This window comes from Rhodococcus parequi, from assembly GCF_046042785.1.
Classification (GTDB): domain Bacteria; phylum Actinomycetota; class Actinomycetes; order Mycobacteriales; family Mycobacteriaceae; genus Prescottella; species Prescottella parequi.
The window spans coordinates 266,771-293,357 of the sequence record NZ_JBDLNV010000007.1 but is presented as its reverse complement, the minus strand read 5'-3'; the positions used below and the strand labels follow the sequence as shown (position 1 = coordinate 293,357).

Here is a 26,587-nt window from a genome sequence, read left to right as displayed (position 1 = left end):
CCGCTAGAGTTGGCGGCATGGAATTCAGCAAGGGCCACGGTACCGAGAACGACTTCGTGATCCTCCCGGATCCGGACGTCGCGCTCGCACTGCCGGCGCACCGCATCGCCGCGTTGTGCGACCGTCGCCGCGGACTCGGTGCGGACGGACTCCTGCGTGTCGCACGCGCCGGCGCCCTCGCCGCCGTGGGCGTGCTGCCGGAGCTGCCCGAGGGCGTCGCCGCCGACGACTGGTTCATGGACTACCGCAACGGCGACGGATCGATCGCCGAGATGTGCGGCAACGGGGTACGGGTGTTCGCTCACTACCTGCGCGCGACCGGGCTCGAGCTGCGCGACGAGTTCGTCGTGGGCAGCCGGGCCGGCGCCCGCCCGGTCCGCGTGCACGCGGCCGATCACGTGCACGGCGACGTCACCGTCGACATGGGGCGGGTGCGCGAGCTCGGTGCGTCCACCGCGACGGTCGGGGGGCGCGTTCTCGAGGGGATCGGGATCGACGTCGGCAATCCGCACCTCGCGTGCGTCGATCCCGATCTCACGCCTGCCTCGCTCGCCGCACTCGACCTCACCGCCGCGCCCGGATTCGATCCCGGCTTCTTCCCCGAAGGCGTCAACATCGAGATCCTGACGGCGCTGGCGGACGGCGCGGTGCAGATGCGCGTCCACGAGCGTGGTGTGGGGGAGACCCGCTCCTGCGGCACCGGGACGGTGGCGGCCGCGGTGGCCGCGCTGCGTGCACACGGCGACTCCGACGGCAAGGTCGAGGTGCGGGTGCCCGGCGGTCGGGTCGAGGTGTCCGTGGACGGTGGCCGTGCGGCACTGCGTGGTCCATCGGTACTGGTCGCCGGCGGTCAGATCGACGACCGCTGGTGGACCGAGCTGGGCTGATCGGCGGCGGGCCCCGAGCGTGGGGGCCGGGCCGAAATCGGCGTGCACCGTGCTGCGGCTTCGTGGGACCATGAAGGTGTATGACGAAATCACATCACACCCATTTCCCGTCCGCGGCGGACGGAGCCACCGAACACGCGGCCTCCGACGAGGCCGAGTACTACGACGACCGCTCGGCGCCGTCCGTCGGCGAGATGCAACTCGACGAGCGCAGTGCGCTGCGTCGCGTGCAGGGTCTGTCCACCGAGCTCACCGACGTCACCGAGGTCGAGTACCGGCAGCTGCGTCTCGAGCGTGTCGTGCTGGTCGGCGTCTGGACCTCCGGCACCGCCGCGCAGGCCGACGCCAGCATGGCCGAACTCGCGGCGCTCGCCGAAACCGCGGGTTCCGAAGTGCTCGAGGGTCTGGTGCAGCGGCGCGACAAGCCCGACGCCGCCACCTACATCGGGTCCGGTAAGGCCGACGAGTTGCGGCAGGTGGTCCTCGCCACCGGCGCCGACACCGTGATCTGCGACGGCGAGCTCACACCCGCCCAGCTCACTGCGCTGGAGAAGGTCGTCAAGGTCAAGGTGATCGACCGGACCGCGCTGATCCTCGACATCTTCGCCCAGCACGCCACCTCCCGTGAGGGCAAGGCCCAGGTGGCCCTCGCGCAGATGGAGTACATGCTGCCCCGGCTGCGCGGCTGGGGTGAATCGATGTCCCGGCAGGCCGGTGGCCGGGCCGGCAGCAACGGCGGCGTCGGCCTGCGTGGTCCCGGTGAGACGAAGATCGAGACCGACCGCCGGCGCATCCGCGAGCGGATGGCGAAGCTGCGGCGCGAGATCAAGGGCATGAAGGCGGCCCGCGACACCAAGCGGAGCCACCGTCTGCGCAGCGAGATCCCGTCCGTCGCGATCGTCGGCTACACCAACGCCGGTAAGTCGAGCCTGCTCAACGCTCTGACCGGGTCGGGTGTGCTGGTGCAGAACGCGCTGTTCGCAACGCTGGATCCGACGACGCGGCAGGCGTCGTTCGAGGACGGCCGCGAGTACGTGCTCACCGACACCGTCGGATTCGTGCGGCATCTGCCGACCCAGCTCGTCGAGGCTTTCCGGTCCACGCTGGAGGAGGTCGCCGACGCCGACCTGCTGCTGCACGTCGTCGACGGGTCGGATCCGCTGCCCACCGACCAGATCAAGGCCGTCCGTGAGGTCATCACCGAGGTGATCCGCGAGAACGATACGACCGCTCCGCCCGAGTTGATCGTGGTAAACAAGATCGACGCTGCGGACCCGGTGGTTCTCACCCAGCTGCGCGGGCTGCTGCCCGGTGCGGTGTTCGTGTCCGCCCGAACCGGGGAGGGCATCGATGAGCTTCGTGAGCGGCTGGGTGAGATCGTTCGACGACCGGAGGTCGAGGTCGACGTGCTCGTGCCCTACTCGCGAGGCGATCTCGTCGCACGCATCCACTCGGACGGACAGATCCTCGACACCACCCACGAGGAGGACGGCACCCGCATGCGGGTGCGGGTCCCCGAAGCCCTCGCCTCGGCGCTGGTCGAGTTCGCGGGGCGTGGCTAGCCGACGCGGCACCGCCCGGCTCACGCTCGCCGGTGCCGCACTGGCGCTCCTTCCGGCGTTGTTCCTGGCCGGTCCGGCAACGGCGCAGAGCACCGGCTCCGGAATACTGCTGCCGGGTGCCGGGTTCGAGCCCGTCTGCACGCCCGACGATCCCGCGCTCGCGGAGTTGTCGGGGTTGGCGATGGTGGGCGGGAAGACGTACGGCATCGGCGACAGCGGTACCGACGACTCCGTCGTCGTGCTGGACGGCGACTGCGCCGTCACCGGCACCGTCCCGGTGCCCGTCGACCCGTACGACATCGAGGACATGGGGGTGGGCGCGGACGGACGCCTGTGGCTGGCCGACACCGGCGACAACCAGCGCATCCGGACGACGGTGGCGCTGATCGACCTCGACCCGACATCGGGCGACGGGGAGCTGCACCGGTTGACGTATCCGGACGGCCCGCACGATGCCGAGGCGCTACTGGTCCAGCGCGACGGCGTGCCGCTGATCGTGACGAAGGAAGTGCTGGTCGCCAACGGCATCTACCGCCCGGCCGGTGGCGCGTCGCTCGACGGCCTGGCCTCGCCCGGCCCCACTGCCCTCGAACGGGTAGGTGAGCTGCGCCTCGGGCCCACCACCACACCCGGTGGTCCCGTCCCGGTCGGTGGATCCACGCTGGTGACCGGTGGCGCGGTCAGCGCCGACGGCACCGTGGCCGCCCTGCGCACGTACACCGACGTCTATCTGTTCTCTGCCCCGGACGGTGACCTCGCTCGGGCGCTGACCACGACCACCCCGGTGCGGGTGGCGTTGCCGAACCAGCCGCAGGGCGAGGCCATCGCGTTCACGCCCGACGGCGACCTCCTCGCCGGATCGGAATCCGCCGGCGGTCCGCTGCCGCCGCTGCAGGTCCTGCCCGGCGCGGTCGACCTGGCCCGCGACGAATCCTGGTCCGGTGGATCGGTGTCGTTGTCGGCGTCGGTGGGGGAGTCGGCCGCGTCCGACCCGTCGGAGGCATCCGACCAGGCCGCCGCGGACGACGCTGCCGCACAGTGGTCCACATCGGTCCTCCTCGGCGGTGCGCTCGTGGCCGGCCTCGCGACGTTCGGCCTGGTCCTGCGCCGCTCGCGGTCGCGTAGGCACTGAGCGCGCCTGCTCTCATTCGCGGCGCTCGACGTGCCCCGACTGGATGAACCGGATGATCACCTGAAGTCGGGCATGGATCCGCCGCCGTCTGGTGGTACTGGAATCGATTGTCCAACACCGGAAATGGCATAGGGCAGATATGACGAGTCGGGGCTAACTGGTCGGTGGCGGCGGAGGGCGCCAGCCTCCGTGTCCTGCCCGGCAGCACTCTGTCGGTCGAGCGCGAGACGGACGGCGACTACGTGTACGCCCTCGACGGCATCGGGCTCCCGGGGTCGCCGACCCTCGACGTCCGGCACCGGGACGCCGTTCGCGATCGGAACGTGACCACCGGCGACCCGGTGAGCATCCCGGTCAATTCGTCAGCCGCCCGTCGCCGAACCGGGCACTCGGTACGGATGTGATCCGGGTGGCGAGTTCCGGTGCGGTGGTGTATCGCCGCAGGCGGTGGCCCTAGTATTGGCCAACTGTGACGAGTACAGAGGACCGCGCGGGAAGCGCGCCCGAACGGGAAGCCGGCACCGGGATGTTCGGATGGGCGCTGCACGGCGACGGCAGACGGATCAGCGACGGAGCGGTGGTGGCACCGCACGAGCGGCTGTCGTGGCCGCGCACCATCGGCATCGGGATGCAGCACGTGATCGCGATGTTCGGTGCCACGCTGCTCGTGCCGACGATCACCGGATTCCCGGTGACGACGACGCTGCTGTTCTCGGGCATCGGCACCGCACTGTTCCTCCTCATCACCCGCGGCCGGATTCCCAGCTACCTCGGGTCGTCGTTCGCGTTCATCGCACCACTCACCGCGGCCGCGGGCGACGGGCCCGCCGCACAGCTCGGTGGGGTGGTCGCGGCCGGTGTCGTGCTGATGCTCGTCGGCCTCGCGGTCAAGCTGATCGGTGCCCGAGTGATCGACGCCGTCATGCCGCCCGTGGTCACCGGCGCGGTGGTGGCGCTGATCGGCCTCAACCTCGCACCCACCGCGGCCGGCTCGTTCCAGGCGCAGCCGCTGATCGCCGCCGTGACGCTCCTCGGCATCCTCCTGGCCACCGTGATCGGCCCCGGCATCATGGGGCGTCTCGGCATCCTCATCGGTGTCGTGATCGGCTGGGTCTTCGCCGCGATCACCGGCGGCCTCGCCGACGAGCGTGTCGATGCGCTTCGTGAGGCCGCGTGGTTCGGCGTCCCGCACCTGCGCGGTCCGTCGTTCGACCTGTCCGTGATCCTGCTCGCGCTACCGGTCGTCATCGTGCTGATCGCCGAGAACGTCGGTCACGTCAAGGCCGTCTCCGCCATGACCGGAAAGTCGCTCGACGACCTCGCGGGCAACGCGCTGTTCGCCGACGGCCTGGCGACCACCCTCGCGGGCGCCGGAGGCGGATCCGGTACCACGACGTACGCGGAGAACATCGGCGTGATGGCGGCCACGCGCGTGTACTCGACCGCCGCATACTGGGTGGCGGCCGTGACCGCCGTCGTCCTGTCGTTCTCGCCGAAGTTCGGCGCGCTGGTCTTCACGGTGCCCGACGGCGTCATCGGCGGCGCGACGATGGTGCTGTACGGCCTGATCGGCGTGCTCGGGGTCCGGATCTGGATGGACGCCGAGGTGGACTTCACCGACCCGGTCAACCTCACCGTCGTCGCGACCGCGCTCGTGGCCGGCATCGGCAATCTGACGCTGTCGATCGGATCGGTCGAACTCGGCGGCATCGCATGGGGTTCGGTCGGCATCCTGGTGGCCTACCCGGTGATGCGCAAGCTCAACTCACTGCGCCGCGCATAGGCTTTCGCGCGTTCCGTCGAGCACGATTCGTGACCCGAACCACACGGTCACGAATCGTGCTCGTCTCGGTCATGGATCGCCACCGATCCTCGCTTTACGGTCGTGTCGAGGAAGCACGTCCGCCGCTGCGTGCCCGCACGCCGGCGAAGTCGACACGAGGAGACGCAGTGGAACGCACCCTGTTCGAACCCGAGCACGACCTCTTCCGGGAGTCCTACCGCAAGTTCCTCGACCAGCACGTCGCGCCGTTCCACGATCAGTGGGAAGAGCAGAACATCGTCGACCGGTCGGTGTGGGTCGAGGCCGGTAAGCAGGGATTCCTGGGCATGGCAGTGCCCGAGGAGTACGGCGGCGGGGGAGTCGAGGACTTCCGCTACAACGCGGTGGTCACCGAGGAGACCACGCGCGGAGGCTACAGCGGGGTCGGCTTCATGCTGCACAACGACGTCGTCGCCCCGTACCTGATCAAGTTGGCGAACGAGGAGCAGAAGCAGCGGTGGCTGCCCGGCTTCTGTTCGGGCGAGCTGATCACGGCGATCGCGATGACGGAACCCGGCACCGGCAGCGATCTGCAGAACATCAAGACCCGCGCCGTCAGGGACGGCGACCACTGGATTCTCAACGGCGCCAAGACGTTCATCACCAACGGCATCAACGCCGACCTGGTGATCGTGGTCGCGTGCACCGACCCCGACAAGGGCGCGCAAGGATTCTCGCTGCTCGTCGTCGAACGTGGGATGGAAGGCTTCGAGCGGGGTCGCAACCTGGACAAGATCGGTCTCAAGGCGCAGGACACCGCGGAGCTGAGCTTCACCGACGTCCGGGTCCCCGCCGAGAACCTCCTCGGCGAGGAGGGCATGGGCTTCATCTACCTGATGCAGAACCTGCCGCAGGAGCGCCTGTCGATCGCCGTCGTCGCAGCCGCGGCGATGGAGTCGTGCCTGGACATGACCATCCAGTACTGCCGCGATCGCAAGGCGTTCGGCAAGTCGATCGGCAGCTTCCAGAACACCCGCTTCGTGCTTGCCGAACTGGCCACCGAGACCACCGCCGTCCGGGTTCTGGTCGACAAGTTCATCGAGCAGCTCAACGACGGGAAGCTGACGGTGCAGGAGGCCGCGATGGCCAAGTGGTGGACCACCGAGGCCCAGGTCAAGCTCATCGACCGATGCCTGCAGCTGCACGGTGGCTACGGCTACATGCGTGAGTACCCGATCGCGAAGGCCTACATGGATTCGCGAGTCCAGACGATCTACGGCGGTACCACCGAAATCATGAAGGAGATCATCGGGCGCGGCTTGAACCTGAGCTGACCGGATCGAGCGAGAACGGCGAAGGGACCGCGGCAGGCCGCGGTCCCTTCGCCGTACATGTCGTCGTCAGAGCTTGCGCATCACGGTGACGACCTTGCCGAGGATTGCGGCGTCGTTTCCGGGGATGGGCTCGAACAGCGGATTGTGGGGCATGAGCCACACGTCCTTGCCGGTCCGCTTGAACGTCTTGACCGTCGCCTCGCCGTCGATCATCGCCGCGACGATGTCCCCGTTCTCGGCGACATTCTGCTGCCGGACCACCACCCAGTCGCCGTCGCAGATCGCGGCGTCGATCATGGACTCGCCGACGACCTTCAGCAGGAAGAGCGATCCCTGTCCCACGAGTTCGCGGGGCAGGGGGAACACGTCCTCGACGGCTTCCTCGGCCAGGATCGGGCCGCCGGCCGCGATCCGCCCGAGGACGGGCACGAACGTGGGAGCGGGGCGGTCGCCGGCGCCGTCACGATCGGTGGCCGACTCCTCGATGCTGTCCAGGCCGCGGACGTCGACGGCGCGGGGGCGGTTGGCGTCGCGGCGCAGGAAGCCCTTGCGTTCGAGGGTGCGCAACTGGTGGGCGACCGACGATGTGGACGTCAGCCCCACCGCGTCGCCGATCTCCCGGATGCTCGGCGGGTAGCCCCGCTCGGCGACCGACCCCCGGATCACCTCGAGCACCTTCCGCTGTCGAGCCGTGAGCTGGGAGGCGTCGAGCGTGGCAGTCGCCTCCTCCGGCGACTGGTTCCCGGAGGACGTGCTCCCGGAACGGCCCGAGATGCTCGTGCTGTCGTCCTTCATCGTGGGTGCGCCTCCTTCGCGGATACGTCGTGATGCGTATCGATTGGTGTGTCGAATCTATCCCGATCGGTCGGCTACTTCAAACATCTGTTCGAGCCGTGTCGGCGATTCTGCTGACTTTGTCGGAGTCGCGTGGTAGAAATCGAATATGTGTTCTATCGAACGCATGATCGAACAGGTTCACGGCGGACGGTTCGCGTGGAGACCAACAGCACGGCGAGCTGCAGCGATTCGACGATTCGCAGGAGGGTTCGGATGGGTACGGCACTTTCGGAGCAGCGAGGGGCACGAGCGTTCGAGGGAATGACCAGGGGTCGCGCGGTGTACGTGCGGGCGGACGCGACGGGAATCGAGTACGAATGCCGTCCAGCGCACCCGCGGGTGCGGGCCGCGGGAGTCGCTGAATCTGCCGCGGTGCGTGGACGGGAGCGGCAGCGCAGCACCTCCCGTCCCGCGGCGGGGGCGGTGGACTACGGCCGCGGGCTGCGGCACGGATCGGCCGGTACGCAGGTCTCCCGGGCGCCCGGTCCGTCCCACGGCAGGAAGCGTTCGCTGTCGGGGCTGTCGGCCGTCGTCGCGACCTTCGTCATCACGGCCGGTGTCGTGGCCGGTCTCGACGCCATCGCCAACCTCCGCTTGGCGCAGACGGATTCTGTTCCGACCTCTACCGATTCGGTGCAGGTGCGCCGGGGTGAGTCGCTCGGTGACGTCGCGGCGCGGGTGGCTCCCGAGGCTCCTGTCGCGCAGGTGGTCGACCGGATCGTCGAATTGAACGCGATGCCGGGTGCGGAGGTCCGCCCGGGTCAGGTCCTGATCAGCCCCGTGTCGTACGGAGGCTGACGTGGCCCGGCCGTGGACTGGCCGAGTGACCGCTGCGCCCCCTTCGCGCCGGACGTCGACAGGGAGGGTCACCCGCGAGTCGGTGCCGGGGCTGCCGGGGCGGGTATCCTCGATTCCTGTCAGTCCCACCACATCGCGTGGTCGCGTCGATATCGCGTCTCCTCTGCACGGGCCGGTCCTTCTGGTTTCGGCGGCGGTCGAGGAGCAATCCAGCGGCCACGATGGCCACGAAGGATTCACCATGCACTGCCCGTTCTGCCGGCACCCAGATTCACGCGTGGTCGATTCCCGTGAGGCCGACGAGGGGGCGGCCATCCGTCGTCGTCGATCGTGTCCCGAGTGCGGACGCCGCTTCAGCACGGTGGAGACCGCGGTGTTGTCGGTGGTCAAGCGCAGCGGTGTCACCGAACCGTTCAGCCGGGAAAAGGTGGTACAGGGTGTTCGGCGTGCCTGTCAGGGCCGTCAGGTGGACAACGATGCGCTCTACCTGCTGGCACAGCAGGTCGAGGACGCCGTTCGCGCCGCGGGGGCGCCCGAGATCCCCAGCCACGAGGTGGGACTGGCCATCCTCGGCCCACTGCGCGACCTCGACGAGGTCGCCTACCTCCGATTCGCGTCGGTGTACCGGTCCTTCAGCTCGGCGGAGGACTTCGAGCGTGAGATCAAGGACCTGCGCGCCCACCGCGACAGCCGCGACGAGGACCTGGCCGAGGCCGACAGCGCCGAATAGACCACGTGAGTCCCGGGGGACGGGCGTCCCGCGGCAATCAGCGCCGGATGGCGTCGATCGCCTTGAGGACCCGCTTCTCGGACACGGGGATCGACGTACCCAGCGACTGGGCGAACAGGCTCACCCGGAGTTCCTCTATCTTCCACAGGATCTCGTTCACGTCGTCGTCCCCGCGGCGTTCCTCGGGCAACGCCGACAGCATCCGGTCGTACGCCGCGTAGACGCGGTCGAGCGCATCCATCCCGACACGGTCTCGTTGCGCACTGCCCGGTAGGGATTCGAGGCGCAGCGCCGCCGCCGCCAGATAGCGCGGCAGCTCCCGTAGTCGCTTCGAGCCCAGCTCCGTGACGAAGCCGGGGAAGAGTAGCGACTCCCGTTGCTCGCGCACGTCGTCGGCCGCCTCGCCGGAACTGCGGTCGAGGATTGCCGACAGACGGTGCGCCTCGGTGAGCGCCGGCAGCAGCAGCCGCAGCAGCCGCGCGACCCGCGTGGCGAGCTGCGCGCGCACCTTGCCGGTGAGCTCCTCGAAGGCGGCCGGATCCTGCACGGGCCCGCCGTTCTCGGCGATCAGCTCGTCCACCGCGCAGGCGCGACAGTCTTCGAGGAGAGCGTCGAAGCCGCCGTCCGGGTTCTGCCCCAGCGCCAGGCGGTCGGCGTTGCTCATCCCGTTGATGACCGACTTGGCCTGCGTCGGAATGGCCTTCAGCAGCAGCTCGCGGGTGCCGGCCCGCATCGCTGCCCGCTGGGCGGCAGGTGTCGTCAGGACCCGCACCGCGACCCCGGACTCCTCGGCCACCAGCGCCGGATAGCCGGTGACCTTCTGGCCGCCGAGCTCGCGGGTGACCGACGACGGCAGGGTGCCGAGTGTCTGCGCCGTCCACACCAGCGCGGGCTTGCGTTCGGTGGCGGCGGCGGCCTTCGACACCTCCACCTCGACGCGGGGTGCGAGGGCGCGGCGCAGTGCCGTCAGGCTCTTGTCGCGTCCGAGGACCTTGCCCTTGTCGTCGACCGCAGCGAACGTCATGCGCAGGTGCGCCGGCAGGGACGCGACATCGAAGTCGGTCGGCTCGATCCGGCAGTTCCCCAGCCGGGACAGTTCCCGCGCCAGCGCATGCACCAGCGACTCCGAGCGCGGCTTCACCGAGGCGAGCGCGGCCGCGGCGAAATCGGGTGCCGGCACGACCTGTCGGCGAAGCTGTTTGGGCAGCGTCTTGATCAGGGCGGTGACGAGTTCGGTGCGCATGCCCGGTACCAGCCAGTCGAAGCCCACGGGGCGCAGGCCGGCGAGCAGCGCGACCGGGATCCGTGCGGTCACGCCGTCGTCGTCCTTGCCGGGCTCGAACTGGTAGGTGAGCGGGAACTGGATGTCGCCCTGACGCCACGCATCCGGGTAGTCGCCCTCGAGGACGGCCGCGGAGTCGGCGTTGACGACCGTCGACGTGGTGAAGTTCAGCAGGTTCGGGTTCTCACGTCGCGCTTTCTTCCACCACGTGTCGAAGTGCTTGGCGGACACGGCCTCCGCACCGACCCGCTCGTCGTAGAACTCGAAGAGCGTCTCGTCGTCGACCAGGATGTCGCGGCGCCGAGCGCGGTGCTCGAGTTCCTCGACGTCGTCGAGCAGCGCCCGGTTGGCGTGGAAGAACTTGTGTTGCGTCTGCCACTCGCCCTGAACCAGCGCGTGGCGGATGAACAACTCGCGCGAGACCTCGGGGTCGATCGAGCTGTAGGTGACGGGGCGCTCGGTGACGAGCGGGACCCCGTACAGGGTGACTCGCTCGTACGCCATCGCGCACGCCCGCTTGGTGGACCAGTGTGGCTCGGAGTAGGTGCGCTTGACGAGGTGGGGCGCCAGCTTCTCCGCCCACTCCGGTTCGATGCGGCCCGCCATCCGGGCCCACAGCCGCGACGTCTCGACGAGTTCCGCCGCCATCACCCAGCGCGGGGGCTTCTTGAACAGCCCGGATCCGGGGAAGATCGCGAACCGGCTGCCACGGGCGCCGAGGAAGTCGCGCTTGTCGCCCTCGCGCAGGCCGATGTGCGAGAGCAGGCCCGCCAGCAGCGACTGGTGGATCAGGGACTCCGAGACCCCGGAGGTCCCGGACGCGCCGGAATCGGAGGTCTCCCAGCCGAGCCCGCGGGCGATCTGCCGGAGCTGACCGTGCAGGTCCTGCCATTCGCGGATCCGCAGCCAGTGCAGGAACTCGTTGCGGCACATCTTGCGGAACTGGCCCCCGCTCAGCTCCTTCCGCTGCTCGCGCAGGTACTCCCACAGCTTCAGGTAGGCCAGGAAGTCCGAGTTCTCCACTGCGAAGCGGGCGTGCTTCTCGTCGGCGGCCTGCTGGAACTCGGCGGGGCGTTCCCGCACGTCCTGGATCGACAGTGCCGAGACGATCACCAGCATCTCGTGCAGGCAGCCGTTGCGGTGCGCCTCGACGAGCATGCGGGCCATGCGCGGATCGACCGGGAGTTGGGCGAGTTCGCGTCCGGTCGCGGTGAGCTGCGGGCCCGCCGGAGCCTGACCGTCGCCCTTCCCGGGCTGCTTGCCGGCCGCGATCGCGCCGAGTTCCTCGAGGAGGGCGATGCCGTCGCGGATCGCCCTCGGGTCGGGCTTCTCCACGAACGGGAACGCCTCGATGTCACCGAGGCCGAGTGCGGTCATCTGCAGCACCACCGATGCGAGGTTGGTGCGCAGGATCTCGGGCTCGGTGAACTGGGGCCGCGCCTCGAAGTCGTCCTCCGAGTACAACCGGATGCAGATGCCGTCGGCGACGCGCCCGCAGCGGCCGGCACGCTGACTGGCCGACGCCTGCGAGATCGGTTCGATCGGCAGGCGCTGCACCTTGGTCCGGACCGAGTAGCGCGAGATGCGCGCGGTGCCCGGGTCGACGACGTACCGGATACCGGGCACGGTCAGCGACGTCTCGGCGACGTTGGTGGACAGCACCACCCGGCGACCGGCGTGCGGGGTGAAGACCTTGTGCTGTTCGGCCGCGGACAGTCGCGCGTACAGCGGCACGATCTCGGTGTTCCGAAGTTTGCGGTCGCGCAGGGCGTCGGCGGTGTCCCGGATCTCGCGCTCGCCGGACAGGAAGACGAGGATGTCGCCGTCCCCCTCGGCCGACAGTTCCTGGACGGCCTCGCACACGGCGTCGACGGGGTCGCGGTCGAACGTCTGCTCGCCCACCTCGACGGTGAGCGGCCGGTAGCGCATCTCCACGGGGAACGTCCGGCCCGACACCTCGACGATCGGGGCGGGGACGCCGTCGACCGCGAAGTGCTCGGCGAACCGCTCGGGGTCGATGGTCGCCGACGTGATGATGACCTTGAGGTCGGGTCGGCGGGGGAGCAGCTGCTTGAGGTAGCCGAGGATGAAGTCGATGTTGAGGCTGCGTTCGTGTGCCTCGTCGATGATGAGGGTGTCGTAGCGGCGCAGCATCCGGTCCCGCTGGATCTCGGCGAGCAGGATGCCGTCCGTCATCAGCTTGACCAGGGTGGAGTCGGACACCTGATCGGTGAACCGCACGGTGTAGCCCACCGTGTCGCCGAGCTCCCGGCCCACCTCCTCGGCGATCCGCTCGGCGACGGTGCGCGCGGCCAGGCGGCGGGGCTGGGTGTGTCCGATCATGCCGCGGATGCCGCGGCCCAGTTCGAGGCAGATCTTCGGGATCTGGGTGGTCTTGCCGGACCCGGTCTCGCCGGCGACGATCACCACCTGGTGCGACGCGATGGCGGCGGCGATGTCGTCGCGGCGCTGCGTGACCGGCAGCGCCTCGGGGTAGGTGATCTCCGGGACCTGGGCGCGACGGCCCGCGATCCGCGTCTCGGCCGCGGTGATCTCCTCGTCGAGGGCGGCGAGCGCGGACGGGGACTTGGCGCGGTCGAGGCGTCGGCGCAGCCGGTGCTCGTCGCGCAGCGTGAGCGCACCGAGACGCTTCTTCGCCTCACGGCGATCGGTCTGGATCTCGGCTGCAGATGGTGATGTCGACATGCTGCGAACAGCCTATCGAAGCGCGCAACGGCAAATTCCCGGACGACCGGCGCAGCGCCGACGGCGACGGGCGGTCGGGGCGCCAACCGTGGCATAGTCGCTGGGGGGAGCGGGAAAGTACGTCTCGAACGAGTGGAGCACTGTGGTGAGTGGAGCACTGTGGCACGGGTTCGCCGACATGGGAGCGGTGCAGCGCGACGGCGCTTTCGTCGTCTCCCGCGGTGAGGGCGCCTACATCTGGGACGACGCGGGCACGCGCTACCTCGACGCGACCGCCGGCCTGTGGTTCACCAACGTCGGGCACGGCCGCACCGAGATCGCCGACGCCGTCGCCGCGCAGTTGTCGAAGGTGGCGCACTTCTCGAACTTCGGCGATTTCACCTCCGATGTGACCGTCGCTCTCGCCGAGCGCCTCGGAGCGATCGCGCCGGTGCCCGGCTCGAAGGTGTTCTTCACCTCGGGCGGCTCGGACTCCGTCGACTCGGCCGCCAAGCTCGCGCGTCGGTACTGGAACGAGCTGGGCCGGCCGGGGAAGAAACTGATCGTCGGACGGCAGAAGGCGTATCACGGCATGCACGTCGCCGGCACCGCGCTCGCCGGTATCCCGGTCAACCGGGAGGGCTACGGCGAACTGATGTCCGATGCTCGAACCGTGGGCTGGGACGACGCGAAGAGCCTGCTCGAGCTCATCGAGCGGGAGGGCGCGGACGCGATCGCGGCGTTCTTCTGCGAACCGATCATCGGCGCCGGCGGCATCTACCTGCCGCCCGAGGGTTACCTGACCGAGGTCCGCGACATCTGCCGCGAGCACGAGATCCTGTTCGTGGTCGACGAGGTCGTCACCGGTTTCGGGCGGATCGGGGGCTCGTGGTTCGCGTCCACCCGGTTCGGTCTCGAGCCCGACATGATCACCACCGCGAAGGGGCTCACGTCCGGCTACGTCCCGATGGGTGCGGTCTTCGTCGCGCCGACGGTGGCCGAACCGTTCTTCGGCGGCGGCGTGTGGTGGCGGCACGGCTACACCTACGGCGGGCACGCCGGTGCCGCCGCCGCGGCGATGGCGAACCTTGACATCGTCGAGCGGGAGAACCTGCTGGCGGAGGCGAAGCGGCTCGAGGCGGCGTTGCACGCGCATCTCGCGCCACTCGCCGAGCACCCGCGCGTCGCGGAGGTGCGCAGCGGACTCGGAGCGGTCGCGGCGGTGCAGCTGGCCGATCCCGCCGAGGCGCTGCCGTTCGTGAAGACGCTGCGCGCGCACGGCATCTCGGGTCGCGCCGCCGGCCAGGGTGCCATGCAGTTCTCGCCGTCGTTCGTCATGACCGACGAGCAGGTCGCCGAGATGGCGGCCGGGGTGCGTGCGGCCCTCGGCTGACCGCGGTCGGTGCAACGACACCGCCCCGGCCCGCCGTCAGGGCAACGTCGATCCTCGTGCGACGAGCACGGGGGTGATGGCGATCCGCTGCGGCGGCGGGCTGTCCGAGCGCGCCGCGGCGGCGTCGAGCAGGCGCACCGCCTGTGCGGCGATCTCGTCCTGGGGCTGACGCACGGTCGTCAGCGACGGCCGCGACAGCGCGGCGTACGGGGTGTCGTCGAATCCGGTGACCTGGATGTCCTCGGGGACCCGCATTCCGGCGGCGGCGAGGCCGTCGAGCACGCCGAGCGCGATCATGTCGTTCCCGCAGATCACGGCGTCGGGCCGGGGGTCGCGGTCGACGATGCGACATGCCGCCGCGCGCCCCCAGTCGGTGCTGAAGTCGCCGAGCAGGACATCCGGCTCGCCCAACCCGTAGCGCCCGGTCGCCTGCCGGTAGCCGTCCAGTCGTTCCTGGGCGGACGAGTCGACGGGTTCCGCGCCGACGAAGACCGGGCGGTACGCCCCGCGACCCACGACGTGATCGACGGCGAGCCGGAGTCCGAACTCGTTGTCGACGGTGACCGAACTGCCGGCATGGTCGTCGACCCGCAGGTCGACCTGCACGGTCGGGACCCGCGCGGCGGCGTCCGCGGTGGCGTCCCGGCTCGCCGTGCGATCGCACGGTACGAGGATCAGGGAGTCGACGCGGCGATCGAGCAGCGCCTGGATCTGGCGGCGCTCGGTCTGCGGCTCGTACCGGGAATTGGCGAGCAGCAGGCTGCGGTCGTCGTCGCGCAGCTGGTGTTCGACGGCCTCGACGAGGGTCGCGAAGTAGGGATTGCCGATGCTGGGTACCACCATGCCGACGGTGTAGGTGGTGCGTCCGCGCAGCGCGGCGGCAAGGATGTTGGGCTGGTAATCGAGCGCGGCCGCGGCGGCGAGCACGCGCTCCCGGTTCTCGGGGCGAACGCCGCGCTCGCTCGACAGCGCACGTGACGCCGTCGCGACCGACACTCCGGCTCGCGCGGCGACATCGCGAATGGTGGCACGCATGGGACCCCTCGAGATCGTGGAAACGTCACGGTAAACGATTTCCGGAACTCCGGGCAATCCAGACCGGAATGTACGCATTGCACCGCCTTGACGCGGGCGCATCGCTCCGTCATCGTGGGACCGCTACGGAAAACGATTTCAGTTCGTGGCGCAGTCGTTCTGTCCGACCGAGAGGCCGTCCCGATGTCCCAGACGCGTCAGTCCCAGCGCCCGCACGTTCCGGATCGTGCGTCACCGGAGGCGTCGCCGGAAGTCGTCGTCGTGGGCTCCGTGAACGTGGACACCGTCGTCCGCGTGCCGCGGTTGCCGGCGCCCGGTGAGACCGTGCTGGGGACCGGCGCGACCGAGCACGTCGGCGGCAAGGGCGCGAACCAGGCCGTGGCCGCGGCCCGGCTCGGGCGTCGGGTCGCCTTCGTCGGCGCGGTCGGCGATGATGCCGACGGCGGAACGGTCCGGGAGGCCTTGGCGGCCGAAGGCATCGACCTCGTCGGCCTCGGCAAGCGCCCCGGTGCCCGGACCGGTGCCGCCGTGGTGCAGGTCGACACCTCCGGCGAGAACTGCATCACCGTCCTGGCCGGCGCCAACGGCGACCTCGACGCCGCTGCCGTGCGGACCGTCGCCGACGACCTGCGACGCGCGCTGGTGACCGTCGTCCAACTCGAGATCCCCGACGACGCCGTCGCCGCCGCGATCGCGCTCGCGGGTGGCACCGTCGTCCTCAATCCCTCACCCGCGCGGCCCGTCGCCGCCGGGGTCCTGGACCGCGTCGACGTGCTCATCGTCAACCGGTCGGAGTTGGCGCTCCTCGCGGGGGAGACCGAACCGGAGACGGCGGGGCAGGCCGCGGAACTGGCGGGTCGGTTGTCCGGCCCCGCTGCCGTCGTGGTGACGCTCGGTGCGGACGGTGCGGTGCTGGTGCGCGCCGGTGCGGTGACCGAGGTGCCGGCCGTCGCCGTCGAGCGCGTCACGGATCCGACCGGAGCCGGGGACACGTTCGCCGGCGCCCTCGCGGACGCGCTGGTGCGCGGCGAATCGCTCGAGGACGCCGTGCGCTGGGCCGCGGAAGCCGCGGCGATCGCGGTCACCGGGTCGGGTGCCCAGTCCGCGATGCCTAGCCGCGAGCAGGTGCTCGCCGCGCGGCAGGCGAGCCGGTCGTGAGCGGGCCCGCGCGGCCCGGCCGGCTGGAGCTGGACGGAGTCTCCAAGCTGTATCCCGGTGTGCGAGCTCTCGATTCGGTGGACTTCGATCTGCACGGTGGCGAGGTGCACGTGCTGCTCGGCGAGAACGGCGCCGGCAAGTCGACGCTCATCAAGATGATGGCCGGCGTGCATCAGCCCGACACCGGCGAGATCCGGGTGGACGGAACCTCGGTGCGGCTGCGCGGGCCCGGGGACGCCGAGGCGCTGGGCATCTCCACGATCCACCAGGAGATGGCACTGGTGCCGCAGCTGACGGTGGCCGAGAACATCTTCCTGGGCAGGCCCCCGCGCCGGTTCGGGATCGTCGACACCCGCGCGATGCGCCGCCAGGCCCGGGAACTGCTCGAGCGGACCGGGCTCGACCTCGACGTCGACGCGACCGTCGGCGACCTCGGTGTCGCCCGGCGTCAGATGGTCGAGATCGCGAAGGCCCTGAGCATCGACACCCGCTTCCTCGTGATGGACGAACCCACCGCGGTGCTCAGCCGCGGCGAGGTCACCGCACTGTTCGACATCGTGCGCAGCCTCACCGCCCGCGGCGTCGGCGTCGTGTTCATCTCGCACCTGCTCGGGGAGGTCGCCGAGATCGGAGACCGGGTGACCGTCCTGCGCGACGGCGCGAAGGTGGGGGAGGCGCCCGCCGACACCGACGTCGACGAATTGGTACGCCTCATGGTGGGTCGGTCGATCGACCAGCAGTATCCGCCGCGCCGCAACGAGATCGGTGACGTCGTCCTCGACGTGCGCGGTCTCGGTCGGGACGGCCAGTTCGACGGCGTCGACCTGACCGTGCGTGCCGGGGAGGTCGTCGGCATCGGTGGACTGGTCGGCGCGGGCCGCACCGAGGTGGTGCGCGCGATCTTCGGCGCCGACCGGTACGACCGCGGCGAGGTGCTTGTCGACGGCCGCCCGGTGCGCCGCGGTGACGTCGTCGCCGCGCACGAGGCGGGACTCGCGCTGGTGCCGGAGGACCGCGCGGGACAGGGGCTGGTGCTCGGTGCGTCCGTCGAGGAGAACCTGGGCCTCGCGACGCTCGGGGACCGCACCCGTCTCGGTCTGGTCGACTTGAACGACCAGGCGGCGAAAGCCCGGACCGCCGTGCAGCGCATGGGGATCCGCGTGTACGGACCCCACCAACCGGCGGTCACCCTGTCCGGCGGCAACCAGCAGAAGATCGTCATCGGCAAGTGGCTCATGGCCAAGCCCCGCGTGCTGATCCTCGACGAACCCACCCGCGGCATCGACGTCGGCGCCCGCGCCGAGATCTACGAACTGATCGCCGAACTGACCGCCGACGGCACGGCCGTCGTGGTCGTGTCGAGCGACCTGCCCGAGCTGCTCGGGCTCAGCGACCGCGTGCTCGTGATGGCGGACGGAAGAGTCCGCGGCGAGCTGGACGGTACCCAGGCAACCCAGGAGAGCGTCATGGCTCTCGCGGTCACGGAAGGATGAGGGCGGTGCCCGAGAACAACACCGATCCCGCACGAGCGGGAACGTCGGCGGCGGGCGAGCAGCCCCCATCGTCCCGAGGCGGACTCTGGCGACGGGTGACGTCGGTGCGCGGCACCGGCGGCCCGCTCGCGGCACTCGTCGCCCTCGTGGTTCTGCTGGCGCTGCTGTCGGGGGATTTCCTCACCACGAACAACCTGCTCAATGTCGGGGTCCAGGCGTCGGTGACCGCGGTCCTCGCGTTCGGCATGACGTTCGTGATCGTCAGCGGCGGCATCGACCTGTCGGTGGGGTCGATCGCGGGCCTGTCCGGCATCGTCACCGGCTGGACCGCGACGACCGCGGGCGCCCCCATGTGGCTGGCGGTGCTCGCCGGTATGGCGTCGGGTGTCCTGGCCGGTGTGGTCTCGGGCGTCCTCATCACCGCCGGGCGGATGCCCCCGTTCATCGCGACGCTCGCGATGCTGTCCGTCGCACGTGGTCTCGCGTTGGTGATCGCCGACGGCCGGCCCATCCCCGTCGACGGCTGGCTCGCCACCCTCGGCAGCGGTGAGCTGTTCGGCTTCCTGCCGTATCCCGTCCTGGTGTTGGTCGCCGCCGCGATCGCGACCGGCCTGATCCTGCGCCGCACGTACGCGGGGCGGGCGATGTACGCGATCGGCGGCAACCCCGAGGCGGCGCGCCTGTCCGGGATCCGGGTGAACCGGCAGCAGGTGCTCGTCTACGCGCTGTCCGGACTCTTCGCGGCGGTCGCCGGCATCCTGCTCGCGGCCCGGCTGGCCTCGGCGCAGCCCGAGGCGGGCACCGGCTACGAACTCGACGCGATCGCGGCTGTGGTCATCGGCGGCGCGAGCCTGTCCGGTGGCGTCGGCACCGCGGTCGGCACCCTGATCGGCGCGTTGATCCTCGCGATCCTGCGCAACGGCCTCAACCTGCTCGACGTCTCCGCCTTCTGGCAGCAGGTCGTGATCGGTGCCGTCATCGCCGCGGCGGTGCTGTTCGACACGCTGCGGCGGCGCCGCCGCACCGGCGGCAAGGGCGGCGGACCGCTGAAGAGTCCGGCGGTCCGCAAGGCGGGCGCCGCGGTGCTGGTGCTCGTCGTGATCGCGGCGGGGTGGGCGATCGTCGACCGCCAGCGCAGTGGCGGCGCGTCCGGCACCCGCATCGCGCTGTCCCTGTCGACACTGAACAATCCGTTCTTCGTCGACGTCCGGGAGGGGGCGCAGGAAGAGGCGGACCGACTCGGCGTGAAGCTGACGGTCACCGACGCCGGATCCGATCCGTCCCGGCAGGCCAACGACATCCAGAACGCGATCGCACGTGGGGTGGACGCGATCGTCGTCAATCCCGTCGACTCCGACGCCGTCGTGCCGTCCGTCCAGGCGGCCAACGCGGCCGGTATCCCGGTGATCGCGCTCGATCGCGCGCCGAGCGGTGGTGTCGTCGTCACGACGGTGGCCTCCGACAACGTCGAGGGTGGACGACTGGCCGCCAGGCAGCTGGCGGAGCTGGTGGGCACAGGTCCGGTCGCGGTCCTCGAGGGCAAGCCGGGCACGTCCGCGGCGCGCGACCGGCAGGCCGGGTTCGACGAGGAGATCGCCCGGCACCCGGGAATCACGGTGGTCGCGTCGCAGCCCGCCGATTTCGACCGGACCAAGGCACTGGACGTGATGTCGAACGTGCTGCAGTCCAACCCGGACATCCGCGGGGTGTTCGCGGCCAACGACGAGATGGCGCTCGGCGCGGTCAAGGCGCTCGGCCCCCGCGCCGGCGGTCAGATCAAGATCGTCGGATTCGACGGCACGCCGGACGGATTGGCGGCGGTCGAGGCGGGCACCGTGAACGCCGATGTGGCCCAGCAACCGACGGTGCTCGGCGTCGACGCCATACGACTGGCCGTCGAGGCGACGGGCGACTCGGTGCTCGTGGACACGAGCGAGACCGGCGCGGTGCACAGCGTGCCGGTGCGGGTGGTCACCGCCAGCGACAACTGACGATCAGCGCCGCTTCAACAGGCGCGAGAGACGTTGCCGGACGGTGGGTCCGACGGAAGTCAGATCCACCGTCCGGCGACTGTCCGTGTCCGCGGCCGCTCGGGCGAACCGCGTGTGCAGTCGGTCGCGCACCTCGTCGGGAGTGTAGGCGCGGCGCTGGCGTTCGGCCCGCACCGCGAGCGCCCCGGTCGCGGCGACGCCCACCGCGCCCGCCAGTCCGAGTGCCTTCCACAGATGCCTGCCGTCGATGCGCATCGCTCTAGGCTAGGCGGATGATTCGGCGGACGCACTCATCGGAGATCACCCTCGACGAGGCGGTCGAGGCGACCCGAACGGGAGACATCTGGATCTTCCGGGGGCAGTCCGGTGCCGACCGCGCGATCCAGACCCTCACCAACAGTCCCGTCAATCATGTCGGCATGGCCGTCGTGCTCGACGATCTCCCGCCGCTCATGTGGCACGCCGAGCTCGGACGCTCCCTCCAGGACATGTGGACCGGCAGGTTCCAGCGCGGTGTCCAGTTGCACGACCTGCGTGCGGCGGTGCAGGTGTGGGGTGCGCGCTACGGGCAGCGGGGCTGGCTGCGGCAGCTCGCGGACCCGGTGACGCGTGAGCAGGAGGACGCGATGCTGCGCGCGATCGCGCGGCTCGACGGCACCCCGTTCCCGTCCACCACACGGCTCGCATCCCGGTGGTTCGGTGGGCGTCTGCCATCCCTGCTGCCCGGCCGTCGCCGTCCGTCGGCGGGCCTCGAGAGCGCGTACTGCGCCGAGGTGGTCGCTTCGACCTACGAGGCGATGGGCCTGCTGACCGCGGAGCGCCGGACCAATTGGTACGACCCGGGCCGATTCTGGAGCGGCGATCGCCTGCCGCTGGCGCCGGGCGTGAGCCTCGGCGAGGAGATCGCAGTCCTCCTCGGCCCGGAAGATCTGGCGGCGGGAGCCCAGCCGCGGCCGTGATCGGGTGAGCAGGGTCACCGAAAACGCGTGTCGATTGTCACATAACAACTGGATCACGACCGGTCTGTCGACTTGCGGACACGCCGAAGGCAACTGCGTAAACAGGGCTGCGTGACGGTGGTTCTCGGACGTCCGTACCGAAAACCGGGACAGTGACCTTTCCGTGACAGTCGCCTACGGTCGTTACCGGTTCGAGACCAACGGACCGAGCCGGATCGCCGCTGCACGACCCTGTCCCCGCGATCCGGACACCCGATTCTTCGAGGGGGCGGGGGTGAGACGGATGAGAGTTCCGCCCGATCGGATCGGTGCGCGAACGCCGTCTCTCCGGCAGGAGCGGAGAGGACCTACCCGAATGACCAGCTTCACCATCAAGCGTGCCCTCGGCGCAGTCGTTGCCACCGGCGCCGTCGTCGCGATCCCGTTGGCGCTCGGCGCCGGCACCGCCTCCGCCGCCGGCAGCCACGACTGGTCCGGCGTTGCCGAGTGCGAGTCGTCCGGCAACTGGTCGGCCAACACGGGCAACGGCTACTACGGCGGCCTGCAGTTCTCGCAGAGCACCTGGGAGGCCTACGGCGGCACCGGCAGCGCGAGCAATGCGAGCCAGTCCGAGCAGATCCGCGTCGCCGAGAACGTCCTCGACGGCCAGGGTGTCGGCGCGTGGCCGGTGTGTGGCCAGTACCTCACCGGCGGCAGCACTCCGGGTGGCTCCGTCGAGTCGATCGCCCAGCAGGCGCCGGCCCAGGTGACCGCGCCGGCCCCCGTCCAGCAGCAGGTCGCGGAGTGGGTCCAGACGGCGCCCGCCGGTGTCGGCAACTACATCGTCCAGCTGGGCGACACGCTCTCGCAGATCGCCCATAACCACGGCGTCGCGTTCGCGAACCTCGCCGCGCAGGTCCAGAACCCCGACCTGATCTTCCCCGGACAGACCCTCGCCCTCTGAGCGTCGGCTCCCGCGTAGGCCCCCGGGCCGCACAGCTCACAGCCCCACCGGTATCCCCCTCCCGGTGGGGCTGTGTCGTGTCCCGGGCCGGAGGCGCGTAACGATCGGTCTGTCGGCGGCGACGATACGGACATCGGCCCTATCCGTAAGGGAGTTGTCGTGACGCGATCTCTTCGAACTGTTCGACGTACAGCCTCGATGCTGGCCGCGGTGGCGGTGCCGGTGGTGGTCGCCACCTCGCTCGGCGTCGGTTCCGCGGAGGCGACCCCGTGGCGGTTCGGGCCCCTGTATCGCGGGGAGTTCTCCGGCGAGGGTGCCGAGTACCTGTGCAACAAGGCGCTCGCGCTCGAGAAGGCCTATCGAGCCGTCGTGATCGAGCCCTGCACCTACGACGCCGCCGAGGGTGTCTGGTATCGAGTCGTCTTCGCTCCCGACACCCTGGGCTTCGGCAGCAGCAGTTGACCATTGGGTTCCCCGTCGCGGCCGGGCGATCAGACCGTCAACGTGCGCTCCGGCTCCACGCGGCCGCCGACCTCGACCCAGTCGTCGTCGAACCTGGTCCGGATCTGTGACCCGCGGCCCTGGTTGACGAGCAGAGACCGGCGCAGGTGCGCGGTGATCCGTACCGCGGCCGCGCCGGTCGCCTCGTCCTCGGGGATACCGAGGCCCGGCGCGAACATGCGGGACCGGATCCGGCCCTCGACCTCGTCCTCCCACGCCCAGACGTAGTGGTGCCCCTCGGTGAAGTCGCGGGCACGAGCGTGCAGGACGTCGCGCACGTCCGGCATCGGATACAGCGCGAAGTCGGGCGCCCAGTCCGGATGTGCACGAACCCATGTCGCACCGTGCCGGTCGGCCGTCGCGACCCGGCCGGCGGGCACGGCGAGGGTCGTGACGCCGCTGCCCTGCTGCGTGAGCCACCACGACAGGCCGACGGTGGGATGCCCGGCGAAGGCCAGTTCCGTGGCGGGTGTGAAGATCTGTGCGCGGGCGACGGTCTCTCCGGGCGCCGGCAGATCGACGAACACCGTCTCGCTGAATCCGAGAACCTTCGCGAGACCCTGGCGTTCCGGGATGGCGACCGCGGCCGCGTCGACGATGCCCAGGGCATTTCCGTGCTTGCCGTCGGGATCGGTGAACACTCGGACGACATGGACTTCGATCGACATGCGCCCAGGCTATCGCTGTGACGGAGCGGAGCGTGCGTGGAGCCGCGCGTGCCGCCGACCGATTCCCGAGAGGGAAAGGCGATAGGTGCTACTACACTGATAGGCATGGCTGATGGGACCTATCAACCGACGCTGTCGCAGCTCCGCGCCTTCGTCGCGGTGGCCGAGTACCGCCACTTCGGCACCGCCGCCGCACGCTTGAGCGTGAGCCAGCCGACGCTGTCCCAATCGCTCGCCTCGCTCGAGAACGGGCTCGGGGTGCAGCTGATCGAACGGAGTACCCGCCGGGTCCTGGTCACCGCGGCGGGCGAGCAACTGCTCGCACAGGCCAAACTGATCCTCGACGCCGCGGACGGCTTCGTCGCCGCGGCCGCCGGGGTGGGGGACAGCCTCGTCGGCCCGCTGCGCATCGGCCTGATCCCGACCGTCGCGCCGTACGTGCTGCCGGCGCTGCTGCCCGCGATCCGCCGGGAGATGCCGGCCCTGGTGCCGCAAGTCATCGAGGATCAGACCGCCCGCCTGCTCGATGCCCTCCGCGCCGGCGCGATCGACGTCGCGGTTCTGGCGTTGCCGTCCGAGGCGCCCGGCCTGATCGAAATCCCGCTCTACCGTGAGGACTTCGTTGTCGTGCTACCGCGGGAGCACGTCCTCGCCGGGCGCGACGACCTTCCCCTCCAGGTGCTGGACGAGCTGCCCCTGCTGCTCCTCGACGAGGGACACTGCCTGCGGGATCAGACGTTGGACCTGTGCCGCTCGGTGGACGCGCACCCGCTCTCCGGGGACACCCGGGCCACGTCGCTCGCGACCGTCGTGCAGTGCGTGGCCGGGGGGCTGGGAGTGACTCTGGTGCCGGATTCCGCGGTGCCGGTCGAGACCCGGCGCGGCGACCTCGGCACCGCGCGCTTCGCCGCGCCCGCGCCGGGCCGGACCGTCGGGCTCGTGTTCCGGGCCTCGAGCGGCCGGGCGGAGGGCTACAGGCAGCTGGCCGGGCTGCTCCGGGCCGCGGCTCCGGTGGGCGTGGCGACCGTGCCCGCCTGAGGCCGCACCGGTCTCCGGCGGCGGCTCAGCGTCGCTTGCGGCCTCCCGGCTTGGCCTTGCTGCCGGGCTTGCCGCGACGCGAATCCTGGGCACGGGCCTTGCCCGCCTTGGCCGGCTGCTGTTTCGCGGTGCGCGGTTTGGCCGCCCGCGGCGTCCTCTCCTTGGTCTTCGGGGTCTCGTGCGGGTTGGGCCCACGCGAGCTGTTGGCCGTGCGTCCGCGCACGATGCCGATGAACTCCTCGACCAGTTCGGTCGTGCGATCCGCGGGCCACGACAGCGCAACCTGTGACGCGGGACCCTCCACGACCGGCCGGTACGTCAGATCCTTGCGATGGTGCAGGCGGGCGAGCGACATCGGAACCGCCACCACCCCGACACCGGCGGCGACGAGTTCGATCGCGTCGCCCGTCGTCGCGGGGCGATCCTGAGCCGGTCGACCCGGAAGCGTCTCCCATACGAGAGGGGTGTCGAGAGGGTCGAGTACCAGTTCCTCGGCGAGGTCGGTCAGGGCGACTTCCTCGGCGGCCGTGAACACGTGGTCCTTGGGGACGACGACGACCGGCACCTCCTCGTACAGTGTGATGACACTCAGGCCGGTCCGGTCGATCGGAAGTCGCAGCAGGGCCGCGTCGGCGCGGTCCTCGTGCAGGGCCGCCGGCGCGTCGGCAGCATCGACGGCCACCAGTTCGAGTGGAGTGTCGGTCACGCGCTCGCCCCAGATACGGACCCACTTCGCGGGGACGACACCGGGGACGTACGCGAGCCGGAACGGTCGGGATGCAGGCGCCTCGGTCACCCGGCAAGGCTACCCGGCGCTCTTCGGGAGCCACCCGTGCAGCCGCGCCACGCGTGCTCGATACCCTTGACACATGACGTCGCAGAAGACCCCCCAGACGATGAAGCCCGCAACCGCGGCCAAGAAGCTGGGTGTGTACCTCCAGGCCACCCCCGCCGAGTTCCAGGACGGTGTGGTGACCCGCGACGAGCTCAACGCATGGCAGGCCGACGCGCCGGAGTGGCTCGTCACCCTCCGCAAGGAGGGCCCGCACCCCAAGGACGTCGTCGCCGCCAAACTCGGCGTGTCCATCTCCGGCCTCGCCCGCGGCGGTGTGGACGAGGCGCTCACCACCGCGCAGATCGACGCGCTGCTCGCCGATCAGCCCGACTGGCTGGTTGCCGAGCGCGCCAACCTGGTCGAGGTCCGCAAGGACGAGAAGCGGATCCGCGAGCAGCAGGCCGCCAAGCGCGAGGAATCCAATCGGCGGCCGCGCAACGCGGGCCCCTTCAAGCCTTCGGTCTGATCTCCCGGCTCGGCCGGGTCCATCGTCGACCCGGCCGGATCAGCGGGGGCTGTACGTGAGGCAGCGCGCCGCGTGGTCGCCGGTACCGGCGCCGACCCGGACCTCGGTGGCACTGCACTCGAGATCGCGATTGTGCTTGCAGTCGGCGCGCTGGCACGCCCCGACCATGCTCGTCACGGTGTCGAGCCCACCCTTGGTGGACAGTGGGATGAACGTCTCGCAGTCGGCGCTGCCGTTGCTGCCCGCGACATTGATCGCGAAGGCGTGACAGCCGTCGTGGTTGTAGGAGCAGTCGGTCACCGAACAGTCGGTGACGTGGGGCATTTCCATCGTGGTCATGTGGCCCTCCGGACATCTCGACGGTCGTCCTGGTGCCACCTCACGGTATCCGCGTGGTGAGGGCCTGACCAGCAAGGATGGGCTGCCCTAAGCGCTCTGGGTGCGCTCCGGCGCCTGCTGCCACTGCGCGCGCAGTGACCGTTCGCGGCCGAGGAACCGTAGCTGCACCACCACGCCGGCGACGGCGAGCACGAGGTACACCACGTACCACCACCAGTCGTCGTCGATGGTGCGGGTGATCGACGCGTGCCCGAAGTCGGCGGCGTCGAGGACACCGGTGAGCAGCATCGCGCCACCGACGATCGCCACCGCTCCACCGAGCGCGCTGACGATCACCAGCAGTATCGCCGGCAGATCTGCCGCCAGTGCGAGCACTGCCAGCGCGATCCCGATCAGCACACCGACGAGGACGATCACCCAGTTCCACGTCACGCCCAGCGCCACCGTCGCACCGGCACCGAGCGCGAATCCGGCCGAGGCCATCGCCAGGACGACCGCGACCGCGTAGTAGAGGTAGGCAAGGATCGCGAACAGAATTGCGACCAGGATGCCGACGATCCAGCCCAGCGCCGTCGACAGGTAGCTGTCGCCGCCGATCGCGGACACCAGTCCGGCGCCGAGGCCGAAACCGACGAAGGCTCCCCAGAAGGCGATGACGACCCGCATCGCGGGAAGGCCGCGGAAGCAGAAGACTGCTCCGGCCAGAACGGCGAGGATCCCCAGCAGGACGTCGGTCATGCCGCGACCGTAGTCCGCAGC

General features: G+C 70.3%; 25 protein-coding genes. 17 read left to right on the top strand and 8 right to left on the bottom strand.

Going from position 1 to position 26,587, the window contains the following annotated elements; genetic code table 11:
- The first annotated feature begins 17 nt into the window (after nucleotides 1-17).
- The 6 genes from dapF to ABEU20_RS20450 all read left to right on the top strand — a co-directional run bounded on the left by dapF (nucleotide 18) and on the right by ABEU20_RS20450 (nucleotide 6,677).
- A complete protein-coding gene (dapF, locus tag ABEU20_RS20475) occupies nucleotides 18-887 on the top strand; it encodes a diaminopimelate epimerase (RefSeq protein ID WP_420166199.1) in 870 nt (289 codons plus the stop codon).
- A gap of 80 nt (nucleotides 888-967) precedes the next feature.
- Complete coding sequence (hflX, locus tag ABEU20_RS20470) at nucleotides 968-2,449, top strand: GTPase HflX (RefSeq protein ID WP_420166198.1); 1,482 nt, start codon at nucleotides 968-970, stop codon at nucleotides 2,447-2,449.
- Nucleotides 2,442-3,581, top strand: coding sequence for a hypothetical protein (locus tag ABEU20_RS20465; protein WP_420166197.1), 1,140 nt, complete (start codon nucleotides 2,442-2,444; stop codon nucleotides 3,579-3,581). The genes hflX and ABEU20_RS20465 overlap by 8 nt, the downstream gene beginning before the upstream one ends.
- 164 nt (nucleotides 3,582-3,745) lie before the next feature.
- A complete protein-coding gene (locus ABEU20_RS20460) occupies nucleotides 3,746-3,985 on the top strand; it encodes a hypothetical protein (protein WP_420166196.1) in 240 nt (79 codons plus the stop codon).
- A 122-nt stretch (nucleotides 3,986-4,107) separates the two neighbouring features.
- Nucleotides 4,108-5,364 carry a uracil-xanthine permease family protein gene (locus ABEU20_RS20455; protein WP_420166281.1) on the top strand — a complete coding sequence of 419 codons (1,257 nt, stop codon included), beginning with the start codon at nucleotides 4,108-4,110 and terminating at the stop codon, nucleotides 5,362-5,364.
- A gap of 167 nt (nucleotides 5,365-5,531) precedes the next feature.
- A complete protein-coding gene (locus ABEU20_RS20450) occupies nucleotides 5,532-6,677 on the top strand; it encodes an acyl-CoA dehydrogenase family protein (protein ID WP_420166195.1) in 1,146 nt (381 codons plus the stop codon).
- 66 nt (nucleotides 6,678-6,743) lie between these two features.
- On the opposite strand, the gene lexA is transcribed toward ABEU20_RS20450, so the two are convergent.
- A complete protein-coding gene (gene lexA, locus ABEU20_RS20445) occupies nucleotides 6,744-7,472 on the bottom strand; it encodes a transcriptional repressor LexA (RefSeq protein ID WP_420166194.1) in 729 nt (242 codons plus the stop codon).
- A gap of 303 nt (nucleotides 7,473-7,775) precedes the next feature.
- Here lexA and ABEU20_RS20440 point away from each other — a divergent pair, with 303 nt between their 5' ends.
- Both ABEU20_RS20440 and nrdR read left to right on the top strand, forming a co-directional pair.
- Nucleotides 7,776-8,312: a LysM peptidoglycan-binding domain-containing protein gene (locus ABEU20_RS20440; RefSeq protein ID WP_420166193.1), complete on the top strand. Its 537-nt coding sequence runs from the start codon at nucleotides 7,776-7,778 to the stop codon at nucleotides 8,310-8,312.
- Nucleotides 8,313-8,553: 241 nt separating this feature from the next.
- On the top strand, nucleotides 8,554-9,042 hold the full coding sequence (gene nrdR / locus ABEU20_RS20435) for a transcriptional regulator NrdR (protein ID WP_420166192.1): 489 nt from the start codon (nucleotides 8,554-8,556) through the stop codon (nucleotides 9,040-9,042).
- Between the two features lie 37 nt (nucleotides 9,043-9,079).
- Here nrdR and hrpA read toward each other — a convergent pair whose 3' ends face one another.
- Nucleotides 9,080-13,030 carry an ATP-dependent RNA helicase HrpA gene (hrpA, locus tag ABEU20_RS20430; protein WP_420166191.1) on the bottom strand — a complete coding sequence of 1,317 codons (3,951 nt, stop codon included), beginning with the start codon at nucleotides 13,028-13,030 and terminating at the stop codon, nucleotides 9,080-9,082.
- A gap of 178 nt (nucleotides 13,031-13,208) precedes the next feature.
- Here hrpA and ABEU20_RS20425 point away from each other — a divergent pair, with 178 nt between their 5' ends.
- On the top strand, nucleotides 13,209-14,402 hold the full coding sequence (locus ABEU20_RS20425) for an aminotransferase family protein (protein WP_420166280.1): 1,194 nt from the start codon (nucleotides 13,209-13,211) through the stop codon (nucleotides 14,400-14,402).
- Nucleotides 14,403-14,438: 36 nt separating this feature from the next.
- Here ABEU20_RS20425 and ABEU20_RS20420 read toward each other — a convergent pair whose 3' ends face one another.
- Entirely contained in the window at nucleotides 14,439-15,437 is a 999-nt protein-coding gene (locus ABEU20_RS20420) for a LacI family DNA-binding transcriptional regulator (RefSeq protein WP_420166190.1), read from the bottom strand.
- Nucleotides 15,438-15,620: 183 nt separating this feature from the next.
- Here ABEU20_RS20420 and ABEU20_RS20415 point away from each other — a divergent pair, with 183 nt between their 5' ends.
- The 3 genes from ABEU20_RS20415 to ABEU20_RS20405 are packed head-to-tail and all read left to right on the top strand — an operon-like array spanning nucleotide 15,621 to nucleotide 20,079.
- Nucleotides 15,621-16,595: a ribokinase gene (locus ABEU20_RS20415; protein ID WP_420166189.1), complete on the top strand. Its 975-nt coding sequence runs from the start codon at nucleotides 15,621-15,623 to the stop codon at nucleotides 16,593-16,595.
- Nucleotides 16,592-18,088: a sugar ABC transporter ATP-binding protein gene (locus tag ABEU20_RS20410; RefSeq protein ID WP_420166188.1), complete on the top strand. Its 1,497-nt coding sequence runs from the start codon at nucleotides 16,592-16,594 to the stop codon at nucleotides 18,086-18,088. Before ABEU20_RS20415 ends, ABEU20_RS20410 begins: the two co-directional genes overlap by 4 nt.
- Nucleotides 18,089-18,093: 5 nt before the next feature.
- Nucleotides 18,094-20,079 carry an ABC transporter permease/substrate-binding protein gene (locus tag ABEU20_RS20405; protein WP_420166187.1) on the top strand — a complete coding sequence of 662 codons (1,986 nt, stop codon included), beginning with the start codon at nucleotides 18,094-18,096 and terminating at the stop codon, nucleotides 20,077-20,079.
- Nucleotides 20,080-20,082: 3 nt separating this feature from the next.
- Here the strand turns inward: ABEU20_RS20405 and ABEU20_RS20400 are convergent, their stop codons facing one another.
- Entirely contained in the window at nucleotides 20,083-20,334 is a 252-nt protein-coding gene (locus tag ABEU20_RS20400; protein ID WP_420166186.1) for a hypothetical protein, read from the bottom strand.
- A 17-nt stretch (nucleotides 20,335-20,351) separates the two neighbouring features.
- Between ABEU20_RS20400 and ABEU20_RS20395 the strand changes: the two genes are divergently transcribed.
- From ABEU20_RS20395 to ABEU20_RS20385, 3 genes are all read left to right on the top strand, one after another.
- On the top strand, nucleotides 20,352-21,038 hold the full coding sequence (locus tag ABEU20_RS20395; RefSeq protein ID WP_420166185.1) for a hypothetical protein: 687 nt from the start codon (nucleotides 20,352-20,354) through the stop codon (nucleotides 21,036-21,038).
- 355 nt (nucleotides 21,039-21,393) lie between these two features.
- A complete protein-coding gene (locus ABEU20_RS20390; RefSeq protein ID WP_420166184.1) occupies nucleotides 21,394-21,981 on the top strand; it encodes a transglycosylase family protein in 588 nt (195 codons plus the stop codon).
- 159 nt (nucleotides 21,982-22,140) lie between these two features.
- Nucleotides 22,141-22,443 carry a hypothetical protein gene (locus ABEU20_RS20385; protein WP_420166183.1) on the top strand — a complete coding sequence of 101 codons (303 nt, stop codon included), beginning with the start codon at nucleotides 22,141-22,143 and terminating at the stop codon, nucleotides 22,441-22,443.
- Nucleotides 22,444-22,472: 29 nt separating this feature from the next.
- Here the strand turns inward: ABEU20_RS20385 and ABEU20_RS20380 are convergent, their stop codons facing one another.
- Nucleotides 22,473-23,150, bottom strand: a complete 678-nt coding sequence (locus ABEU20_RS20380) for a PhzF family phenazine biosynthesis protein (RefSeq protein WP_420166182.1) — start codon at nucleotides 23,148-23,150, stop codon at nucleotides 22,473-22,475.
- A gap of 105 nt (nucleotides 23,151-23,255) precedes the next feature.
- Between ABEU20_RS20380 and ABEU20_RS20375 the strand changes: the two genes are divergently transcribed.
- Nucleotides 23,256-24,188 carry a LysR substrate-binding domain-containing protein gene (locus tag ABEU20_RS20375; protein ID WP_420166181.1) on the top strand — a complete coding sequence of 311 codons (933 nt, stop codon included), beginning with the start codon at nucleotides 23,256-23,258 and terminating at the stop codon, nucleotides 24,186-24,188.
- Between the two features lie 25 nt (nucleotides 24,189-24,213).
- Here the strand turns inward: ABEU20_RS20375 and ABEU20_RS20370 are convergent, their stop codons facing one another.
- Nucleotides 24,214-24,984, bottom strand: coding sequence for a LysR substrate-binding domain-containing protein (locus tag ABEU20_RS20370; protein WP_420166180.1), 771 nt, complete (start codon nucleotides 24,982-24,984; stop codon nucleotides 24,214-24,216).
- Between the two features lie 73 nt (nucleotides 24,985-25,057).
- Between ABEU20_RS20370 and ABEU20_RS20365 the strand changes: the two genes are divergently transcribed.
- On the top strand, nucleotides 25,058-25,489 hold the full coding sequence (locus tag ABEU20_RS20365; RefSeq protein ID WP_420166179.1) for a DUF5997 family protein: 432 nt from the start codon (nucleotides 25,058-25,060) through the stop codon (nucleotides 25,487-25,489).
- 39 nt (nucleotides 25,490-25,528) lie between these two features.
- Here the strand turns inward: ABEU20_RS20365 and ABEU20_RS20360 are convergent, their stop codons facing one another.
- On the bottom strand, nucleotides 25,529-25,828 hold the full coding sequence (locus tag ABEU20_RS20360; protein WP_420166178.1) for a DUF1540 domain-containing protein: 300 nt from the start codon (nucleotides 25,826-25,828) through the stop codon (nucleotides 25,529-25,531).
- 87 nt (nucleotides 25,829-25,915) lie between these two features.
- Nucleotides 25,916-26,566, bottom strand: a complete 651-nt coding sequence (locus ABEU20_RS20355) for a TM7S3/TM198-like domain-containing protein (RefSeq protein WP_420166177.1) — start codon at nucleotides 26,564-26,566, stop codon at nucleotides 25,916-25,918.
- Between the last annotated feature and the right edge of the window lie 21 nt (nucleotides 26,567-26,587).

Coding starts and splice junctions, on each gene's coding strand:
- dapF (WP_420166199.1), top strand. CDS start 18: ATGGAATTCAGCAAGGGCCACGGTACCGAGAACGACTTCGTGATCCTC.
- hflX (WP_420166198.1), top strand. CDS start 968: ATGACGAAATCACATCACACCCATTTCCCGTCCGCGGCGGACGGAGCC.
- ABEU20_RS20455 (WP_420166281.1), top strand. CDS start 4,108: ATGTTCGGATGGGCGCTGCACGGCGACGGCAGACGGATCAGCGACGGA.
- lexA (WP_420166194.1), bottom strand. CDS start 7,472: ATGAAGGACGACAGCACGAGCATCTCGGGCCGTTCCGGGAGCACGTCC.
- ABEU20_RS20440 (WP_420166193.1), top strand. CDS start 7,776: ATGACCAGGGGTCGCGCGGTGTACGTGCGGGCGGACGCGACGGGAATC.
- nrdR (WP_420166192.1), top strand. CDS start 8,554: ATGCACTGCCCGTTCTGCCGGCACCCAGATTCACGCGTGGTCGATTCC.
- hrpA (WP_420166191.1), bottom strand. CDS start 13,030: ATGTCGACATCACCATCTGCAGCCGAGATCCAGACCGATCGCCGTGAG.
- ABEU20_RS20425 (WP_420166280.1), top strand. CDS start 13,209: ATGGGAGCGGTGCAGCGCGACGGCGCTTTCGTCGTCTCCCGCGGTGAG.
- ABEU20_RS20420 (WP_420166190.1), bottom strand. CDS start 15,437: ATGCGTGCCACCATTCGCGATGTCGCCGCGCGAGCCGGAGTGTCGGTC.
- ABEU20_RS20415 (WP_420166189.1), top strand. CDS start 15,621: ATGTCCCAGACGCGTCAGTCCCAGCGCCCGCACGTTCCGGATCGTGCG.
- ABEU20_RS20400 (WP_420166186.1), bottom strand. CDS start 20,334: ATGCGCATCGACGGCAGGCATCTGTGGAAGGCACTCGGACTGGCGGGC.
- ABEU20_RS20395 (WP_420166185.1), top strand. CDS start 20,352: ATGATTCGGCGGACGCACTCATCGGAGATCACCCTCGACGAGGCGGTC.
- ABEU20_RS20390 (WP_420166184.1), top strand. CDS start 21,394: ATGACCAGCTTCACCATCAAGCGTGCCCTCGGCGCAGTCGTTGCCACC.
- ABEU20_RS20380 (WP_420166182.1), bottom strand. CDS start 23,150: ATGTCGATCGAAGTCCATGTCGTCCGAGTGTTCACCGATCCCGACGGC.
- ABEU20_RS20375 (WP_420166181.1), top strand. CDS start 23,256: ATGGCTGATGGGACCTATCAACCGACGCTGTCGCAGCTCCGCGCCTTC.
- ABEU20_RS20365 (WP_420166179.1), top strand. CDS start 25,058: ATGACGTCGCAGAAGACCCCCCAGACGATGAAGCCCGCAACCGCGGCC.
- ABEU20_RS20360 (WP_420166178.1), bottom strand. CDS start 25,828: ATGACCACGATGGAAATGCCCCACGTCACCGACTGTTCGGTGACCGAC.
- ABEU20_RS20355 (WP_420166177.1), bottom strand. CDS start 26,566: ATGACCGACGTCCTGCTGGGGATCCTCGCCGTTCTGGCCGGAGCAGTC.